Raw genomic sequence first — 16,379 nt, 5'->3', positions numbered from 1 at the left:
TCACCCCAATCCCCGGCAGAAGACAGCGACCGCCGCAGAAATAAGCGCGGCAATCCAGAACCCGGATGCGTACATGACGCCGCTGTTCTTAATCATTGCGACGTGACTGATCGCGTGGTGTTGCTCCAGTGCCTCTCTCGCCAGCTCAGCATCCGTCATCGCCAAAGTGTCATCGGCGAAGCGTGCCCCGTCCTGCTGTGCGTACTTTCCCGCAACATACGCATAAAACGAGACGTGCTTGACTGTCGGTTTGATGTCCAACTTGACTCTCGGAAAAACTGTAAGCATGGCGATGAAGAGCGAAAAGAACGCTAGCGCCGACGAGACGTAGGCCAGCGCCTTGACCCAATGCAATGGACAGTCTGGTAACTTAGCACCCGTCCAAATAAAGCCGAGGAGCGCGCCATTCACTGCGACGAGAAACGCGGCCTTCGCATCAAGCGCGGTGATCCACTTGCGGGACACGTCCGCCATTGCTTGAAAGGTTTTTATTCGATCAACGTTGTCCATTTATGGCTCGCGTGTACTAGCGTTCTCAAACAGTCGCAGGAATTCTTCGCTGTCCGGCCTAGGAACGGGCGATGCCCAAAAATGCTTTAACAGTTCTTCCGCCGCATCGTGTGGCTGAATCTTTGCGTCGGTACGGGGAGCGGGTCTGCCACAGTAAAGGACTTTTAGATTGTCGCCGATTGCTGGCGGTCTTGCATCCGCCAGCAATTTGTTTTGGTATTGGTCGACCACGCGCAGGAGTTCACGAATCTCCTCGATTTTCCCGGCGGTGACAATGGGGCTATCGGCTACCTCGTACGTATGCAGCCCCACAACATAGCAATCCACCACCACCACAAGGTGAACGTCGGGACCTACCGTAGCAAACAGATAAATCGCTATCAGTCTGTCGCCCACCGCTTTGCTGTACATCAGACCGTTCAAGAGGCCGACCACGCGCCGCAGGCTTTCTTCTGCCGTAGGCGCGACTGGAATTCGCGCTGCATGAGCCCTTGCGTCAAAGTAAGCCATAGTCCTCCCCATTAGTTTCCGTTATTCTGGACGTGGTTTGAAAAACGGATGGCCCGCTGTGCGCTCACCGCGAGCCGCCGCCCAGAAGAATTTGGCGTGGTGCTGAAAAACGTCCTTCGCGTCGCCGGCGATGTCGAATGCGCGCCCGAGAAAAACCGATAGCATCAGTCCTACAATTTCGAGCGTGTCTTGGTAGAACTCCTCCACCTCTTCGTCGGTATGCTGCAACTCAGCGGGGTCGGTAGGCTCACGCGTCTGCCGATGAGCAAGTTGCTCATGGCGCAGCGTCGTCAACCGCTCAAGCAGCGTGGGGCGCTCTTTGCCGTGGGTATATTTGCGGACGAGCGCCAAAATCTGATCACGCTTTGGCTCGAGGGTGTCACGCATGCTCTCTGTTACGTCAAACCTAAAACCGATCCTGCTGGCTCGCTCACGTACCAACTCGTCGAAGAACGCCTTATCTCGGAGCAGCTCAGCAATCCCCGTCACTTTCACCGCGCGGCTGTCCTTGTCCCACAAACGCATCAACGCCAGCAAGACTTCGCGGCGTAAAGCCATGCGGATTATGTGAAAAGAATGTGTGGCGAACGAATGACCCATGCGCCTTCGCAAGTCGGCGTCGGCAATCGTAGGTCGCCAAGTTTCGTGAAATTGAACAGCCAGAATTGCTTCGTCCTGCGCCGCTTCGACGGCGGACTTCACTCCCTGCAACCTTTCCTCAATGGTCGCCGATGACCGTTGCGTGTTTGTTGCCGTGCGGTCTTGCATGTGGGTCCCCGTGCGATTTATTGCGAGCAGCGGTTCGACGCCAGCACCGCCCCCGCAGGCCCTCAGATATTACAAATACTTTCATGTCGACGGCAACTCGCTATGTCCCTCGCGGCGAAAAGTCCTACCGTTCGTCGCTCGCTGGCAGCGCCGGGACGAGCCCTTTACGTTGCCTATCGGCGAATGAGGAACGCGCGCGAAATTGCTGGACCCTGAAACGTCGCGAGAGATTTGTCACCACGCAGTACAAAAGAAGCCGCCCGTAGGCGGCCGACAGTATCGGTCTGGAACTCGGCTAGGGGGTGTCTCCCGGCCGCGGAATCGGCCCAGGCGTGACGCTCATGTACTGCTTCAGTTCGGGCTTTCCTAGCGCTATGAGATTCAGCATCGCGACGCCGAGCCGTCGAGCAAACTCGTCGTCAACCTTATAGTCGAACTCGTCCAGCAGGATCGGCATTTCGAGCCGGCCAGCCAGCAGCGGTGCCAGCTTTGCCGGATCGACCGTCTGAACGTTGAACTTCCCCTCCGATTCGTCGTAAGTCAACACGACCGAGTAAGGCGGATGATTAGCCATTTAGAATCCCCTGCATTGCTGGTATTTCAAGAACGCGTTTTGCTGGCAGAGAGCCAGTCCTCGCGCCCCACCCATCGGGCCGGCAAGCGCTTTGCACAAGTCCATGTCTCGCTCATATTCGTCATGGCATTCACCCTCGGCCTCGTCACTCACACCACGTACGGCGACGTTCATCGAGTCCTCGGACGCATGCGCGTCGCCGAGATCAAACGGTTGCGCGTCGCTGAGAGGCGACGACGAATCGGCATCGGGCGCGGCAGCCTCGCCGGGCGTGCTGCCGATAACGCTCTGGATGTATTTGATCAGATCGTCAGCGGTAACGTCGTCGTACCTTGGTAGCCAATCGTAGGAATAGGAATTACGAGTAGGAGCCATCCGGGCCGCTTTCTCCCGCATTTCGAGTGGATTAGGGAGGCGTCGTCGGCTGAGGCACACCTCCGCCCCCTCCCTTACGCGTCGCCGCGCGCTCGATCACAACCGTGACTTTGCCGTTCGTCACGGCCGACCGAAGTAAAGCGGCCGTATCACTCGAATTCACGCCGGGAGGGTTGAATCCCGCGTGTAGTCCAAGTTGTCGGAGGTAATCGCGCTCCTGATGAATCGAACGCGTTCGCGGCCAGCGCCGCAGGAATTCCTCGGCGTCCCGCTGGTGCTTCGCCGTCCCGATTCCCGAGACTGCACGTTCGGAGAGAATTGCTTGTTCACCAAAACCCAAGTCGATTTTGACCGAGGCCATCGATCGATCGTCTCCATGTGTGAGGGAATGGGCCGCCATCGTAGCATCCCCCCGCGAGACGAAAGTGATCTGTATACGCCGCACCAGTCTACGTATTTGGCTCTCAATTCGAGGTTACCTCTTCTCGGTTCGTCGACGGCTCCCCGTTATAGTTGTTCGAGCCGTACTTCGCCGATATGCGAGCCTCATAAAGGCGTCGAAGGATCACGTATGCGGCCAGTCCGCCCGAGATCAAAGCAGTCGCTCTCGACAACAGCGATGCACGGCGCACGCAAGGCCGCCAGCCGTGCATATGCACGTGCTCTCATGGCTCGACGGCACCTGGAGCATCGAGCGCCGCCGCCCGATCAACGGCGACCCAGCATCTGATCGAGTCGTTGAAGCACGTCCAGAGCGCCGCCACGCAACTCCACGGCGTTGCTGCGCGAGATGGCGCACTCGTCGGGATTGATGCGGATGAGTGGTCCCGTGGTGCGCTCGCCGAAGCGCCGCACGGTCGGAATTGCCGTGCCCGCGCCGATCTCGATCGTCACTGGCCGCTGTAGCCCGCGCAGCCAAGTGCGCGCCCGTTCGACGAGTTCGTCGTACCGCCAGCCGACCCAGTTGTAGTCCTCGAACATCAAAATGTTCGGGCGCGCGATCCCGCCGCAACTCGGGCATCTCGGTAGCGGGCTGCGCAGCCGCGCTGCCTGCGCGTCCACGTCCGGGGCGAAGCCGCTTGCGCTCCAGCGCGATTCCGTGCAGGAGCCCATGCATTGCAGGAACTGGATCGAGCCGTGGCATTCCGCGAGCTGCCCCGGCGGGAAGCCGGCCTTCTGAAACTGACCGTCGACATTGCTCGTGAAGACGAACGCACCCTGCGCGCACGCTTCGCCCCAGCGCTTGAGAATCTGGAAGCCCTCATGCGGCACCGTCGCCCGGTACAGATTCAACCGGTGCCCGTAGAAGCCCCACGCGAGCCGGGGATCGCGCAGAAACGCGGCGGGGTTGGCGATCTCGGTGAACGTCAGCCCTTCGGCCCGAAGAGCGGGGTAGGCACGCCAGAAGCCCTCAGGGCCGCGGAAATCAGGCAGCCCCGAATCGATGCCGATACCAGCGCCCGCCGTAATGAGCAGCCCGTCGGCGTCGCGTATCCAGTCTGCCGCTTGTGTTAGTTGCAATTCATCCATGACGCATCCTGTTCGGGTTGCGGTGACGCTTGTCGCTCGGACTGCGACGGCGCGGGACGCGGGCGACGGGCCACCGGCGCCGTCAACATTACAAAATCATTTCAAGAAGGGCCGTGCTAGCGCCGTTTTGGCCGGCTACCCGCTGCCAACCCCCATCCGCCCTCCACGGACGGCAGAAAGGGCCGTTTTCGGCCATTCTGGCCCGGTTTCCGGGCCGGGGAAGCGGACGCCCGCCAACGCGGGGAGATGGTCGGCTGGCCAGAATGCACCAAAACGGTGAAATTGGAGTTTTCCGAGCCGACCACCCAAGCGGGCGGTCGGAAAAAATTTGTGCTAATCTTAGCACGAATTGACCAAATTCTTCGACGTTTTGGGTTGTTTTAACTCGAAATGTCGAGATGTTGAGATGGATTGAGGTGCGTTGCTGAACCGGCGTACTCGGCACCTGATCCAGGGGCGCGTGCGCACCGCATCCCGCCTCGGTAGCCGTCCTTTTTGCGGAATCCCGACCGATATTTCCAAGCGAGTCTTCCTCGTCGTGACCTGACGTCGGGCACCGTCTTTCGGTTTCTTGTCCCGCGGCCTAGCCGCGTCTCCCTCCTTCCTGTTTCCCAGGCTTGTCGTTCGCCAATCCGCGCTCCGCCGGAAGCACGCGCTCGCCTGCAGTTTTCGGAGATTCGTAATGAGCTTTTTCGCCTCGCCGCGTGGCGTGTCCGCACGCCCCCTGTTTCGCCTCGGCGAAATCTTCGCCACCCCTGGTGCGCTCGCGCTGCTGCAGCAGACAGGCACGGATGTAGTTGACCTTCTAATGCGGCATGTGAAAGGTGACTGGGGAGTGGTGTGCCCCCAGGATGCCCGCTCGAATGACCGGGCCGTCGAAACCGGCACACGCATTGTCTCTGCTTACGAGCTAGGCGATCGCCGCGAGCGTCTTTGGATCGTCACAGAAGCGGACCGGCGTATGACAACCCTGCTATTGCCGGCGGAATATTGATGGAGTTCAACGTGCAAAAACTCCATGCTGCGCTCGCCTCCGGACAGCGCCTCATGCTTACCGGCTCAAACGTCGCAGCGTTTTCGTATCAAGGCTCGTGGGACGGCGGCTGCGCGTTGCACTCCGCGGCAATGGCAATTGCCATGCTCGGGCGCTTGTCTCACCCCCTGCGCTTGACATGGCGTCGGGGCGGCGCTGAAGCGAAATTTTGGGAACGTGCAGAGCCGCACTACCTCTCGGGCATCACTTTCGATGACCTCTCTACGTTGATCCGAGGGCTCGATTGGGGTTTGCGGCCGATCGTGTTCGAGGGAAGGCAGACCCACGTCATCGGGTTCTGTGAACGTGAGATGTCGCGCGGCTGGCCGGTGATCGTCAGTTGGCGAGAGCGTCATCGAGCACAGGAGCACGCGGTGCTCGTCGTCGGGGTGGAGGGCCGGAAGAAAGGAAGGATGTTCCAGGCGCACACGTTGTTAGCGCTCGATCCGGCCGAGTGTGAGCCGTCGCTGACCGTCTACAACGCACGGCTCACCTGGACAGTGCCAAGTCGCGGAAGCCGTGACGCGCAAATGCGGTACGTAACGGCGAGCTACCGGCGATTGATCGTAGTCACCGGTGCCATCTCGATTCGTGCGGTTCGTACGCCGGTCGGGCGAAAAAGGAAACCGCCGTAGCTGGCGCAACTACTTGCCGCCCGGACTCGCCCGCCGATCCCCGGTGGGTTTCAGCGAGATATCGAGTGGCTCAAACAGCTTCGAAAGTGTGATGCCCATAACGTAGCAGAGGTTTGCAAGCGTCTCTATGGATGGGTTTCCGACGCCGCGTTCGATCGCGCTGACGTAGGACCGATCAATGAGCGCCTCGTGTGCCAGTTGCTCTTGCGTCAACTCTGCCTCGACACGGCAAATCTTTATCCGCTTGCCGATTGCCGTCGCTACGGGAGTGCGTTTGTCCTTGGTTCTCGCTCCGGATTTCATGCAGCAAGCATGCCCGGACGACTACTGCCACTCCACAGGATATACAAGTCACGGCGACTTGTATAATCCACATCGGAGCCGGCGGAAAGGGATAGATGCCATGAAAGGTAAGGAATCTAGCTTAGCGGAATTTCAGTGGGGCGAGACGGCATGCTTTCTTCCCGCGTCCTGCACCGCAGGGAGGATCAAGAAAGACGAAGACGAATGACACGCGTCTTGCAATTGACAAGCCGCCGCCATTGCCTGCCGCTCCAATCGCCTGCACTCAACGTTCATGCCAATAGCCTGGCACTGTCTCTCAACAAACGAGGAATGACTATGAAAGTTTTGCCAATCGCCGTCGCCGCGGTTTTCGTTGCAACGCCCGCTGCCCACGCTCAATTGAACCTCCTAAATGCTATTCAATCAGCGCAGTCTGCGATAGCGCAAGCGAAATCACCGGATAAGCCTGACATACCGTCGGGGGCGGCCCTATTGCAGCAAGCGAAAGGACTGGCGGCGCAGCAAGTTTGGGCGCAGAAATCGGCCCAAGCCCAGCAGGACCGTGCCCAAGAATTGGCTGAGCAACAGGCACAGCAGAACGCTTTCCTACAGCAGCAACAAGCGAAGGCCGACGCCGGCCATGCGGAAGGGGAAAAGCGGAGGCGCGAGACAGATGAACAATACGCGAGAGCGCAGCAGGAAGACGCGCGCCGTGCCGCACAAGCTGCGGCCCAAGCACGAGCTGCCTGCCCCGAACTGGCGAACACGAAACTAGGATCGGGTGCCGCGATTGTTACGTGTAAGAACAGGGGCATGTCGGAACAGCAAATGATGGCCACTATCGGCGACGGGCCAACTGCGGCGCAAGCATACGGGGCGGCGATTGTGCAGGACATCTACGAAGACAATGTGACCAATCCTCGCAGGGGAAACGATGTCTTCGACTATTACGCCAAGTGCTATCAGCGAGGTACGCCGTGCGCCCGGCCTCAGTGGTAAAGCACTGAAAATAAGGCCGCAGCTTAACGAAACCTGACTGATAAGGAACATATGAAAAACGCGGGCGGGATAATCGGGATTATTGCCGGTGTATTCGGCACAGGGGCGGCGTTGGTGACGCTTCTGTTCGGCGGCATCGGTGCAGCATTCAACGCCAACGGCGCTCAGACCGTTGTTGGTCTGGGCTGGGGTGGCGTTTTCTTTTCCTTCCTCACCATTGTGTTCGGCGCGGTCGTCTTTGCCCGCCCGAAAGGAGCTGGAATCGCGTTAGTGGTCACGTCAATTCTCGGCGCAATTCTTGGCGGGACCTTGGTCGCGATATTCATGGGACTTGCCTTGATCGGCGGTGTGCTGGCGATCATCGGCAGCACGGGCGCCCGGAAGCATGACGCCGAGGCGGTCCCCGCGCCACGCGGGAAATCCGCCAAAACATTTGTCGCGTGGGGCGGGGCAGCGGTCGTCATTGCCGTCATCGTTGCTGTGGCGGTCAGCGCCGGGAAAAGCGCCGGTCCGTCGCCCAGTACCGCGGAATCAGACCAGCCTCAACAGGGGACCGCACCGTCTCCGGTTGCATCGTCAACACCGGTCGCGTCTAACCGGGGTACGAGTTCGGAACGCGGAGATGCCGATGCACAGGAAGCCGACGAAAGCGGCACGGCGATCGGCACCGTTATGAACGCCGATGTGTCACCGGACGGAAGTATGGCGACCCCATTCGGCAAGCTTACGGTCAGCGACGATAGGGTTCTCATGCTTGACGGCAAGCCGGTTACGCCGCGCGTTGAAGGCAACAACTCGCTGAGCTTTGTAGCACAGGTTGCTCTGAAGAATCGCCGCGCGGTGTTGGTCCGGGACGATGGCGGAACGGCCTGTCCTGCCGCGTACCGGTGGGTGATTGTTTCGGATGGCGGCTACACCGTCAGTCGGGGGTTCGGCTCCTGCTCCGATCTGGCGAAGGTCTCGACCGCAGCGGGCGCGCTAGTCCTCACCATGCCCGGCTTTGCGGGACCCTTGGAGTCCGCAGCCGAGCAGCAGCGTGCGGCAAAGAAACGCGTGAAGTACGTCTACGACGGTAAGACGCTGATGCAAGACGGCAAGCCGGTTAGCGGCCAATGACGTGGGGCGTTGCCACACCATCTGTATGTGGCCCGCACTGCGGGCCACATATGCAAGCACAAGACCGATAGCGATCAACGGCGACCAACATGCTTTCACGCAGCATTGACGAACTCAGCGATGAACAAATAGAACAACTGCGGCTACTGAATCGGAAACTCGAAGAGGCCCAGCAATGGATTTGCCAACGAGCGCAGCGTTGCTTGGACGACTATTTCCGAGCGGGCGGCGTCGAGCCCCATCGATACAACGACGAACGGGCAGAGGGCGTTGAAGTCGAGATCGAAGTGACTTGCGTACTGCGTGACAGTCACCCCGACTATGCCGAGAACGAGGACAATGTTGTCGCCACGCTTTCCGACACTTGGTGCGGCAAAGAGCCGAGTCTTTTACTGTCCGACGAGAACTGGAACGAGTTCCGGCACTGCGAGGCGAACCGCCTGAAGGATGATCGCCACTGTTGGCTCTTCCACGAGTTGACCGATCACGCGCTGCACCGGGACTGGGATAAAGCCCTCAGCATCGGAAGCTTCTGGATCGACGTGAAACTGATCCAGCAGTTGGAGATGAAGTGGAAATAACGCGGAGCAGCGGGTGGGCGAGCTGTCAGCCCGCTACCCTCCAGATCTCCATCACGATCGTGCCTCACGCGCGCCGTCGAGAATACTCCCTGGCGAGGCGGCCGCGACCACGATCAAAATCCGCATTGGAACGAAGCATGGTGCTCCCATTCACCAATCTCGCGGTCGACGTCAGGCGATAATAAATGCCCCAATCTTCCTACTGAGCAAACTTGCCAAACTCGCTATGACCCGGAGACCACAAAATCCGCCTCCACTCCCTCCACTCGATGAAACCAGATACAAGGACCACGATAAATGGACTAACAAGCAGTGGGCTTGGGAATTCCTGCGGCGCAACGACGACTTCAAGGCAGAATGTGACGCTCTCAGCGTCGATGCGACGCCTGCACGTAAGCTTGCCCTTGCAAGGAAATTCGGGCTAGTCGGATTCAAACATTACAGTGAGCCGTTCGAATCTAGCAGCAAATCAAACGAGCCAATGTTCATCTCGAAAGCCGTATCGTCTTTCAAACCTAAGCGCAAAGATGGCGGAAGCTGGACACAGCCGGTTATGATCCGGCCCGGTCAATTCGCAATCCGCTTCGATCTACGTCTTGCTATGGAAGATGACAAGATTCTCGAGGCACAGATTGAGACGGCGCGAGATATCCTAGAGAAGCAACTTAATGTTTGGCGCAGAGCCAAAAGCATTACCCCGAAGAAGGGGCGTCCAAGGCCGATGCCACGACTGCTCTTGCAACTACGAATGCTCGACGCACGCGCTCAAGCGGGAACGCTTGCTCAGCAAGCCGCACTTGTATGGGGCCCAGGGACACCGGCCAAGAGACTCGTGGACTCACTTGACGATGCGATGAATGTCGCCCAAAAGGGTTACTTGCTTCTCGCCGCAATGGGAAAGGAGCTCCCCCCTCGCAAATAGCAACTCGCTCGCCACATCTCGCTTGTCGGCGCTAATGGCCCATGTTAGCGCCGGTCGGCGCTATTGCTGCCGCCTAAACCCGGTATCCTTAACCTGCTCCCACATGAATAATCCTCAGCAATCCGCCACGGTGGCGGATCGTTCACAAGGAGAATTCATGGCTTCCCCCGTCACACAAACCCGCGCCGCAACTGCGGCAGCAACCCCGACCGGCAATCGCGCTTACGGCCGTCTCCTCAAGCGCAAGCAGGTGCTCGAACGCACCGGGCTGTCCAACTCGACCCTGTACGAGCTGATAGCTCGGAACCGCTTCCCGAGGGCCGTAAAACCGACCGGTGGTCGTGCTTCGGCGTGGGTCGAAGACGAAGTGGACGCATTCATCGCGTCGTGCATCGCTGCTCGCGATTCTGAGCAGGCAACCGCCTAACCGTCCTCTTCTTCCCTCCGAAACTGTAAAGACAACTACTTCTCCAGTTGGAGTGGAAGGAGTGGAAGTGTTTTTTCGACTTCGGATCTGAGAAAAAGCGAAGCTTTTGGTGTGATCCGTTCCGAAAAATCCTCCACTTCCTCCACCTCCTGATCTGCTTCGTTTTTTTGTCGAAGAGGGAGGGAGAAATCGTATTTATTTAGGAAACCTAAATATGAGAATAGATAAGTCTGTCGTGACGCGTCATAAACACTCGCTGCACGGCTCCCGTCCGGTCATCTTCCAAACCTATCCCGAAAAAGGAGACGTCGGGAACGCTGAGGTGTTTTCTGGAACATTGAAAGAATGCGGCGCGAGGATTGACGCTGCGGTACGCAAACGCTTGGCCGTCGGCATCGCCGTGAATGAGTTCCGCGATGGCATCCGCAAAGCGACTCACGTCACGCGCATCAATGCCTTCTTCGCCGATCTCGACGGCGGAGTCACCCTCGACGACATCAGCCGATTTCCAGTCAAGCCACACGTCGTGACCGAAACATCGCCCGGCCACTACCATGTGGTCTGGCTCGTCGCTGGTTGCCCGATTGAAGAGTTTCGCCACGTGCAGGCGTTTCTCGCTAGGAATCTCGGCGGCGATCCGAACGTGACCGACGTGACTCGCTGCATGCGTGTCGCGGGCACGATCAACCGGAAAAACGGGCAGAGCCATCTGGTCACGATTGTTTCATCTGATGAAGACGCTGCGCGCGAACGGATCGCGTTTAGCGAGTTCAAGCGCGGGTTCGGCATGAAGCCGAAGCGTAAGCCGGCTCCGCAAGAGCAACCACGTATCGGCAGGACGCCCGACCTCGACGAAGTGCGCAGCGCACTGGACCTGATTCCCGCCGAGGATCGTCACATCTGGCTCACCGTCGGTATGGCACTGCACTCGTTCTTGCCGAACGATCAGGGGAAGGCGTTGTGGGATCAATGGTCCAGGACGGCCCCGGGCAAATTCGATCAGAAGGAGCAGGATCGAGCGTGGCGTAACTTTAAGTCGACCGGCGGCGTTACCAAGGCGACGTTGTTCTACTACGCGAGCCAATATGCGGCCGGGAACACGCATGTTGACGTTCCGACCACTGAAGCCGATCTGGCGAAGCGCTTCGTCGTCACGCGCAAGGGCCTAGTCACTTTCGACCACCGCACGTCGACCTGGTGGGTATTCGACGGAATCTGGAAAAAAGGGTCGCATCTGGCACTGCGCCTCTGTAAGGAGATGCTGGAAGCCCTGATCGAAACGGTGCGTGGCGCTCAACCCGACAAGCAAAGTGCTCTGCTGTCGACTCTCCAACGTCAGGCGACAGCGTCTTCGCTCGGTGCGATCCTTCGCCACGCCTCGCTCGATGCCGACATGGAGACATCCAATTCGGGTTTCGATACCAACCCTGGCCTACTCGGGGTGGAGAACGGCGGCGTGATCGAACTTGTCTCTGGACAGCATCGCCCCGCTCATCCCGACGATTTCATCACACTGCGCTGCGGTACTGCCTATGACGCCGAAGCGAAGTGCCCCGAGTTCATGAAGTTCATCGAAAGCATCACCGAAGGCGACAAGGAATTCGCGCGGTATATTCAGCGTGCGCTCGGCTACAGCCTTTTTGGGCATACTCGCGAGCAGGTGTTCTTTCTGATTATTGGACCCGGCAGCAACGGCAAGGGTGTTCTGTTGCGCACGATCGTCAAGGTGCTCGGAGACTACGGAAAAACCGTCGCACCGAATTTGCTGCAACGCGCATATGCCAGCAATCCGAATTCGCCGAGTCCCGCTGTCATGACACTGAAGGGAGCACGCCTGTACGCTTGCACCGAGTTCGACGGACAGAAGCGCTTTGACGAGGCATTCGTCAAGCAGCTCAGCGGCAGCGACGTGCTGACGGGCCGAAGCAACTTCGGAGAGCAGGAAACATTCACGCCGGTCGGGAAGCTCTGGCTGTCGCTGAACGCCGATCCTGAGATCGCGTATGACAACGCCGCCATGTGGCGTCGTATTCGCGTCATACCGTTGATGCGCCGCTTCAACGGCGAGAACTGCGATCCCGACCTCGACGCGAAGCTCGCCAATGAACTGTCGGGCATTCTCAACTGGCTCATCGAAGGAGCGCGACAGTATTACGCGTGCAAACTCCGCACCTGCAGCAAGGTGGCGCATGCCACCGAGCAACTGCGGACCCGCTCGGACACCGTTCGCTCGTGGTTCGCATCCTGTTGTACCGTGCGCGACGACGCCGCAATTCAGGGAGCGAAAGACGTCTACCACAGCTACGCGGCACACACCCGCGACAATGGGCGCACGCCGCTGCCGATCGCCAAGTTCAACGCCAAGCTCGAACTGCGCGGAATGCGCCACGTTCGTCGCAGCTCATTCAATGGCTGGCAAGGTTTCGTCCTGAAACGTGACTGAACAAACGGGGACGGCAAATCGCCGTTCCCGGCATCTCCTACCGCAGCCCTTCGTGGTTCCATTTCCTCCTGGACTGCACTTGCGGCATCACACTAGCGTCGTCACTTGCGAAGCCACAATCGACCAAACTCGGTAGGCGCGACGAATCTGTCAGATGCCGCACTGTCAAGATAGTCCGCCCATACCTGCATCAATTCCCGGCGTTCAACAAGATACTGCGCGCGATTGTAGGCCGCTCGGACCTTGTTCCGTTCCGCGTGCGCGAGTTGCCGCTCTATCCAGTCGGGAGGGAATCCCATCTCGTTCAGGATCGTTGACGCCGTCGCACGAAAACCGTGGCCGGTTGCCCGCGAGTGGTAACCCATTCGATACAACGCGTACAGAACCGTGTTCTCGCTGATACAGGCACCGCGACCGTTACGCGACGGAAGGACGTATGCGCCGTCGCCGTTGATCGCCTCTAACTGCCGCAGTACGTCGACGGCTTGCCGCGAGAGCGGAACGATATGGGCTTCTCGCATCTTCATCCGCTCGGCCGGAATTCTCCATTCCGCTCCGTCGAGATCAAATTCGGTCCATTGCGCCGCCCGCAGTTCGCCCGTCCGCACGAAGGTTAGTGCGAGAAGCCGCAACGCCAATCGCGTCTGCAAGTCGCCATCGTATTCGGAGAGCTTTCGCATGAATTCGGGCAGCTCTGCATGTCCCAGCGCCGCGTAGTGCCGCTTTTCGGGCGTCTTCAACGCTCCGCGCAGGTCAGCAGCCGGGTTGTACGTTCCGCGCCCTGTGGCAATCGCGAAACGAAATACGGCATTGCATCGTTGCAACACCCGCCCTGCCACTTCCAGTGCGCCGCGCTTTTCGATCACGCGCAGTGCCTCAAGCAAATCGGGAGCGGTAACGGTAGTGAGCGGGCGGTCGCCAAGCGCCGGAAAGATGTCAGCCTCCAGCGAGTTGAGAATCTTCGCGGCATGCGACGCCGTCCAACTTCCTTGCTTGGTCTGGTGCCACTCGCGCGCGATCGCTTCGAACGTGTTCGCTCGGTCATCGGCGTTCTGCTTCGCCGCGCGCTTGCGCTCCGCCACGGGGTCAATGCCCTGCTTGACCAACCTTTTCGCGTCGTCGCGAATCTGGCGCGCTTCGGCCAGCGTGACGGCCGGATAGACCCCGATCGCAAAAACTTTCTGTTTACCGGCGATGCGGTACGCCATGCGCCAGTAGCGGGAGCCGTTGGGGTGGATGTGCAGATACATCCCGCCGCCGTCGGTCAGCTTGTACGGCTCTGGGGCGGGCTTAGCGTTGCGGACAGCAATGTCTGTGAGTGGCATGGCGGCGATACCAACATTCTTCGTTTTGGTACCAACGAATATACCAGCAATTTTTTTGGCAACTGCCGGACGACGGTGGACGCCTGCATACGAAAAACCCCACAAAACCATTGATTTTGCGGGGTTTTTAGATTCCGCCGAATCTCGACGGACTGGAATGTGGTGCCGGCTGCAGGACTCGAACCCGCCACCTGATGATTACAAATCAACTGCTCTACCAGATGAGCTAAGCCGGCGTGAGCCCGTGATTCTACTTCATTTCACGATCTTGAGGTGTCCCTTGCCGCCGCCTTTCGAGCCGTCGTCGTCGGAGCTCGGGGACCGCCCTTCTTCGGGCTCACTCGACTCCGAGGGAGGCGCGTCGCTCGGCGGCGCTTGCCCCTCCTCCACGGGCTCGGCCGGAGCCGTCGCCGCCGGCCCTACCGCAGGCTCGACTGGGAATGCCATGCCCTGCCCGTTCTCGCGCGCATAGATCGCGAGCACGTTTGCGACCTGCACCTCGATCTTGTGCGCCTTGCCCGAAAACCTCGCGCTGAACTCGATCCACTCATTGCCCATCTGCAACTGGCTAGTCGCCTCGAAGCTGATGTTGAGCACGATCTCGTCGTTATGCACGAACTGGCGCGGCACGCGCGTCTGGTTATCGACCCGCACGGCGATGTGCGGCGTATACCCGTTATCCGTGCACCACTCGTAGAGCGCGCGCAACAGATAAGGCTTGGTCGGAATCTCTTGCATCAACAATCCTCGTTCGGAAACAGCACCGCGCTACCAATCAGCCCGAAGCGAAAGCGAAACGACCGCTATCGAACCGCCAAGCCGCGCGGCGGCTGCCCCCAAAACTACTCTGCGCGCGGCGCTCAGCGGCGCATCACCTTCTCGGAAGGCGTCAGCGCTTCGATGTAAGCCGGGCGGCTGAAAATACGCTCGGCATACTTCATGAGCGGCGCCGCATTCTTCGACAGCTCGATGCCATAGTGATCGAGACGCCACAAGAGCGGCGCGATCGCCACGTCGAGCATCGAGAACTCCTCGCCCAGCATGTACTTGTTCTTGAGAAAGATCGGTGCCAACTGCGTGAGCCGATCGCGGATCGCGAGACGCGCCTTCTCATGGCTCTTCTCGGCCGCCTTGCCCTTCTCGTTCTCGAGCGTGCCGACGTGCACGAACAGCTCCTTCTCGAAGTTGAGCAGGAAGAGCCGCGCACGCGCGCGCTGCACCGGATCGGCCGGCATCAGTTGCGGATGCGGGAAGCGCTCGTCGATGTACTCGTTGATGATGTTCGATTCGTAAAGGATCAGATCGCGCTCGACGAGAATCGGCACCTGCCCGTACGGATTCATCACCGCAATGTCTTCCGGCTTGTTGAAGAGGTCGACGTCGCGAATCTCGAAGTCCATGCCCTTTTCGAACAGAACCAGTCGGCAACGCTGGGAAAACGGGCAAGTAGTGCCGGAATACAAAACCATCATGTCTAAAGTTTCCTCAAAAAACTGAAGGGCCAGCGCGCCGAAAAGCCGCCGAAGCGTGCTCTTCCGTGCGCCGGCCCCACACCGGTATCACGGCGTGAATTACTTGACGTCCTTCCAGTAGGCCGCGTTCAGCCGCCAGGCGAAAAACGTCAGGACGCCCAGGAACAGCAGCACCCACACGCCAAGCTGCTTGCGCACGTGCTGCGTCGGCTCCGACATCCAGGTCAGGTAGGCGACGAGGTCGGCCACGGCAGAATCATAATCTACCCGGGACATCGTCCCCGGTTTCACCTGCTCGAAGCTGACGAACCGATGCGACTTCTCCCCCGTCTCCGCATCGGTCACGTCCTCGTACTTCGCCGTCCGCTCGCCCTGCAACTGCCATAAGACGTTAGGCATTCCAACGTTCGGGAACACCATATTGTTCCATCCCGTAGGCCGCGTATCGTCGAGATAGAAGCTGCGCAGGTACGTGTAGAGCCAATCGCTGCCGCGCGCTCGCGCCTCCACCGACAAATCGGGCGGCGTCACGCCGAACCACGTTTTCGCGTCGGTCGGCCGCATCGCCACGCTCATCGTGTTGCCGACCTTGTCGGTCGTGAACAGCAGATTCTGCTCGATCTCCTTCTGCGAAATGCCGAGCTGCGTAAGCGAACTGTAACGTACGAGGTTCGCACTGTGGCAGTTCAGGCAATAGTTTACAAACAATTGTGCACCATGCTGCAACGAGACGAGATTCGCCGTGTTGTCGGGCGCACGATCGAGCCGGAATCCCTCCTCCTGAGCCGATGCCGGAACCGCCGCGACGCCGGCCGCGAGCACCGCGGCCACGGCGCCGATTCGCGCAAGCTTCGAAAGCCATGTATTCATATCG

19 protein-coding genes and 1 tRNA gene are annotated in these 16,379 nt (G+C 59.3%); 8 read left to right on the top strand and 12 right to left on the bottom strand.

Translation table 11 applies throughout. The annotated features are described in order from the left end of the window. From C9I57_RS32855 to C9I57_RS24060, 6 genes are all read right to left on the bottom strand, one after another. Complete coding sequence (locus C9I57_RS32855; RefSeq protein WP_181321935.1) at window positions 1-510, bottom strand: hypothetical protein; 510 nt, start codon at window positions 508-510, stop codon at window positions 1-3. Beyond that, window positions 511-1,020 carry a hypothetical protein gene (locus C9I57_RS24085; RefSeq protein WP_146166254.1) on the bottom strand — a complete coding sequence of 170 codons (510 nt, stop codon included), beginning with the start codon at window positions 1,018-1,020 and terminating at the stop codon, window positions 511-513. 21 nt (window positions 1,021-1,041) lie between these two features. Beyond that, window positions 1,042-1,788, bottom strand: a complete 747-nt coding sequence (locus C9I57_RS24080) for an AbiU2 domain-containing protein (RefSeq protein ID WP_107153106.1) — start codon at window positions 1,786-1,788, stop codon at window positions 1,042-1,044. Between the two features lie 295 nt (window positions 1,789-2,083). Continuing rightward, window positions 2,084-2,362: a hypothetical protein gene (locus C9I57_RS24075; protein ID WP_107153105.1), complete on the bottom strand. Its 279-nt coding sequence runs from the start codon at window positions 2,360-2,362 to the stop codon at window positions 2,084-2,086. Next, a complete protein-coding gene (locus C9I57_RS33360) occupies window positions 2,363-2,758 on the bottom strand; it encodes a hypothetical protein (RefSeq protein ID WP_258187797.1) in 396 nt (131 codons plus the stop codon). 687 nt (window positions 2,759-3,445) lie between these two features. Next, window positions 3,446-4,267, bottom strand: a complete 822-nt coding sequence (locus C9I57_RS24060; RefSeq protein WP_107153103.1) for an SIR2 family NAD-dependent protein deacylase — start codon at window positions 4,265-4,267, stop codon at window positions 3,446-3,448. Between the two features lie 682 nt (window positions 4,268-4,949). Between C9I57_RS24060 and C9I57_RS24055 the strand changes: the two genes are divergently transcribed. Together C9I57_RS24055 and C9I57_RS24050 are read left to right on the top strand one after the other, a co-directional pair. After that, window positions 4,950-5,261, top strand: coding sequence for a hypothetical protein (locus tag C9I57_RS24055; protein WP_107153102.1), 312 nt, complete (start codon window positions 4,950-4,952; stop codon window positions 5,259-5,261). 11 nt (window positions 5,262-5,272) lie between these two features. Then, window positions 5,273-5,935, top strand: coding sequence for a hypothetical protein (locus C9I57_RS24050; protein WP_258187796.1), 663 nt, complete (start codon window positions 5,273-5,275; stop codon window positions 5,933-5,935). Between the two features lie 9 nt (window positions 5,936-5,944). On the opposite strand, the gene C9I57_RS24045 is transcribed toward C9I57_RS24050, so the two are convergent. After that, complete coding sequence (locus C9I57_RS24045; RefSeq protein WP_107153100.1) at window positions 5,945-6,238, bottom strand: helix-turn-helix domain-containing protein; 294 nt, start codon at window positions 6,236-6,238, stop codon at window positions 5,945-5,947. A gap of 318 nt (window positions 6,239-6,556) precedes the next feature. On the opposite strand from C9I57_RS24045, the gene C9I57_RS24040 reads away from it, so the two are divergent. The 6 genes from C9I57_RS24040 to C9I57_RS24015 all read left to right on the top strand — a co-directional run bounded on the left by C9I57_RS24040 (window position 6,557) and on the right by C9I57_RS24015 (window position 12,708). Further along, window positions 6,557-7,219 (top strand): hypothetical protein, encoded by a 663-nt coding sequence (locus C9I57_RS24040; protein WP_107153099.1) that lies wholly within the window; start codon window positions 6,557-6,559, stop codon window positions 7,217-7,219. A 51-nt stretch (window positions 7,220-7,270) separates the two neighbouring features. Beyond that, on the top strand, window positions 7,271-8,335 hold the full coding sequence (locus C9I57_RS33060; RefSeq protein ID WP_219909907.1) for a hypothetical protein: 1,065 nt from the start codon (window positions 7,271-7,273) through the stop codon (window positions 8,333-8,335). An 89-nt stretch (window positions 8,336-8,424) separates the two neighbouring features. Beyond that, a complete protein-coding gene (locus tag C9I57_RS24030) occupies window positions 8,425-8,916 on the top strand; it encodes a hypothetical protein (RefSeq protein ID WP_107153098.1) in 492 nt (163 codons plus the stop codon). Between the two features lie 13 nt (window positions 8,917-8,929). Beyond that, the gene (locus C9I57_RS32500) at window positions 8,930-9,838 is read left to right on the top strand and encodes a transcriptional regulator domain-containing protein (protein WP_146166253.1); all 909 of its coding nucleotides are present in this window, start codon (window positions 8,930-8,932) and stop codon (window positions 9,836-9,838) included. 157 nt (window positions 9,839-9,995) lie between these two features. Beyond that, window positions 9,996-10,265, top strand: a complete 270-nt coding sequence (locus C9I57_RS24020; protein WP_107153096.1) for a helix-turn-helix transcriptional regulator — start codon at window positions 9,996-9,998, stop codon at window positions 10,263-10,265. 214 nt (window positions 10,266-10,479) lie between these two features. After that, the gene (locus C9I57_RS24015) at window positions 10,480-12,708 is read left to right on the top strand and encodes a phage/plasmid primase, P4 family (protein WP_107153095.1); all 2,229 of its coding nucleotides are present in this window, start codon (window positions 10,480-10,482) and stop codon (window positions 12,706-12,708) included. A 101-nt stretch (window positions 12,709-12,809) separates the two neighbouring features. Here C9I57_RS24015 and C9I57_RS24010 read toward each other — a convergent pair whose 3' ends face one another. The 5 genes from C9I57_RS24010 to C9I57_RS23990 all read right to left on the bottom strand — a co-directional run bounded on the left by C9I57_RS24010 (window position 12,810) and on the right by C9I57_RS23990 (window position 16,375). Next, on the bottom strand, window positions 12,810-14,144 hold the full coding sequence (locus C9I57_RS24010; protein WP_308836369.1) for a tyrosine-type recombinase/integrase: 1,335 nt from the start codon (window positions 14,142-14,144) through the stop codon (window positions 12,810-12,812). A 49-nt stretch (window positions 14,145-14,193) separates the two neighbouring features. Beyond that, window positions 14,194-14,269 (bottom strand) — tRNA-Thr (locus tag C9I57_RS24005). 19 nt (window positions 14,270-14,288) lie between these two features. Beyond that, complete coding sequence (locus C9I57_RS24000; protein ID WP_107153093.1) at window positions 14,289-14,771, bottom strand: ClpXP protease specificity-enhancing factor; 483 nt, start codon at window positions 14,769-14,771, stop codon at window positions 14,289-14,291. Window positions 14,772-14,893: 122 nt separating this feature from the next. Further along, window positions 14,894-15,505: a glutathione S-transferase N-terminal domain-containing protein gene (locus C9I57_RS23995; RefSeq protein ID WP_026229613.1), complete on the bottom strand. Its 612-nt coding sequence runs from the start codon at window positions 15,503-15,505 to the stop codon at window positions 14,894-14,896. Between the two features lie 99 nt (window positions 15,506-15,604). Further along, window positions 15,605-16,375, bottom strand: coding sequence for a cytochrome c1 (locus C9I57_RS23990; protein WP_107153092.1), 771 nt, complete (start codon window positions 16,373-16,375; stop codon window positions 15,605-15,607). Window positions 16,376-16,379 lie beyond the last annotated feature (4 nt).

It is taken from the genome of Trinickia symbiotica (genome assembly GCF_003028655.1).
GTDB classification, from domain to species: domain Bacteria; phylum Pseudomonadota; class Gammaproteobacteria; order Burkholderiales; family Burkholderiaceae; genus Trinickia; species Trinickia symbiotica_A.
This window is presented reverse-complemented; position numbering and strand designations above follow the sequence as displayed.

What these genes read in the sequence shown, in the direction of transcription:
- C9I57_RS32855 (WP_181321935.1), bottom strand. Translation starts at nt 510, where the DNA reads ATGGACAACGTTGATCGAATAAAAACCTTTCAAGCAATGGCGGACGTG.
- C9I57_RS24085 (WP_146166254.1), bottom strand. Translation starts at nt 1,020, where the DNA reads ATGGCTTACTTTGACGCAAGGGCTCATGCAGCGCGAATTCCAGTCGCG.
- C9I57_RS24080 (WP_107153106.1), bottom strand. Translation starts at nt 1,788, where the DNA reads ATGCAAGACCGCACGGCAACAAACACGCAACGGTCATCGGCGACCATT.
- C9I57_RS24075 (WP_107153105.1), bottom strand. Translation starts at nt 2,362, where the DNA reads ATGGCTAATCATCCGCCTTACTCGGTCGTGTTGACTTACGACGAATCG.
- C9I57_RS33360 (WP_258187797.1), bottom strand. Translation starts at nt 2,758, where the DNA reads ATGCGGGAGAAAGCGGCCCGGATGGCTCCTACTCGTAATTCCTATTCC.
- C9I57_RS24060 (WP_107153103.1), bottom strand. Translation starts at nt 4,267, where the DNA reads ATGGATGAATTGCAACTAACACAAGCGGCAGACTGGATACGCGACGCC.
- C9I57_RS24055 (WP_107153102.1), top strand. Translation starts at nt 4,950, where the DNA reads ATGAGCTTTTTCGCCTCGCCGCGTGGCGTGTCCGCACGCCCCCTGTTT.
- C9I57_RS24045 (WP_107153100.1), bottom strand. Translation starts at nt 6,238, where the DNA reads ATGAAATCCGGAGCGAGAACCAAGGACAAACGCACTCCCGTAGCGACG.
- C9I57_RS24040 (WP_107153099.1), top strand. Translation starts at nt 6,557, where the DNA reads ATGAAAGTTTTGCCAATCGCCGTCGCCGCGGTTTTCGTTGCAACGCCC.
- C9I57_RS33060 (WP_219909907.1), top strand. Translation starts at nt 7,271, where the DNA reads ATGAAAAACGCGGGCGGGATAATCGGGATTATTGCCGGTGTATTCGGC.
- C9I57_RS24030 (WP_107153098.1), top strand. Translation starts at nt 8,425, where the DNA reads ATGCTTTCACGCAGCATTGACGAACTCAGCGATGAACAAATAGAACAA.
- C9I57_RS24020 (WP_107153096.1), top strand. Translation starts at nt 9,996, where the DNA reads ATGGCTTCCCCCGTCACACAAACCCGCGCCGCAACTGCGGCAGCAACC.
- C9I57_RS24015 (WP_107153095.1), top strand. Translation starts at nt 10,480, where the DNA reads ATGAGAATAGATAAGTCTGTCGTGACGCGTCATAAACACTCGCTGCAC.
- C9I57_RS24010 (WP_308836369.1), bottom strand. Translation starts at nt 14,144, where the DNA reads ATGGTTTTGTGGGGTTTTTCGTATGCAGGCGTCCACCGTCGTCCGGCA.
- C9I57_RS24000 (WP_107153093.1), bottom strand. Translation starts at nt 14,771, where the DNA reads ATGCAAGAGATTCCGACCAAGCCTTATCTGTTGCGCGCGCTCTACGAG.
- C9I57_RS23995 (WP_026229613.1), bottom strand. Translation starts at nt 15,505, where the DNA reads ATGATGGTTTTGTATTCCGGCACTACTTGCCCGTTTTCCCAGCGTTGC.
- C9I57_RS23990 (WP_107153092.1), bottom strand. Translation starts at nt 16,375, where the DNA reads ATGAATACATGGCTTTCGAAGCTTGCGCGAATCGGCGCCGTGGCCGCG.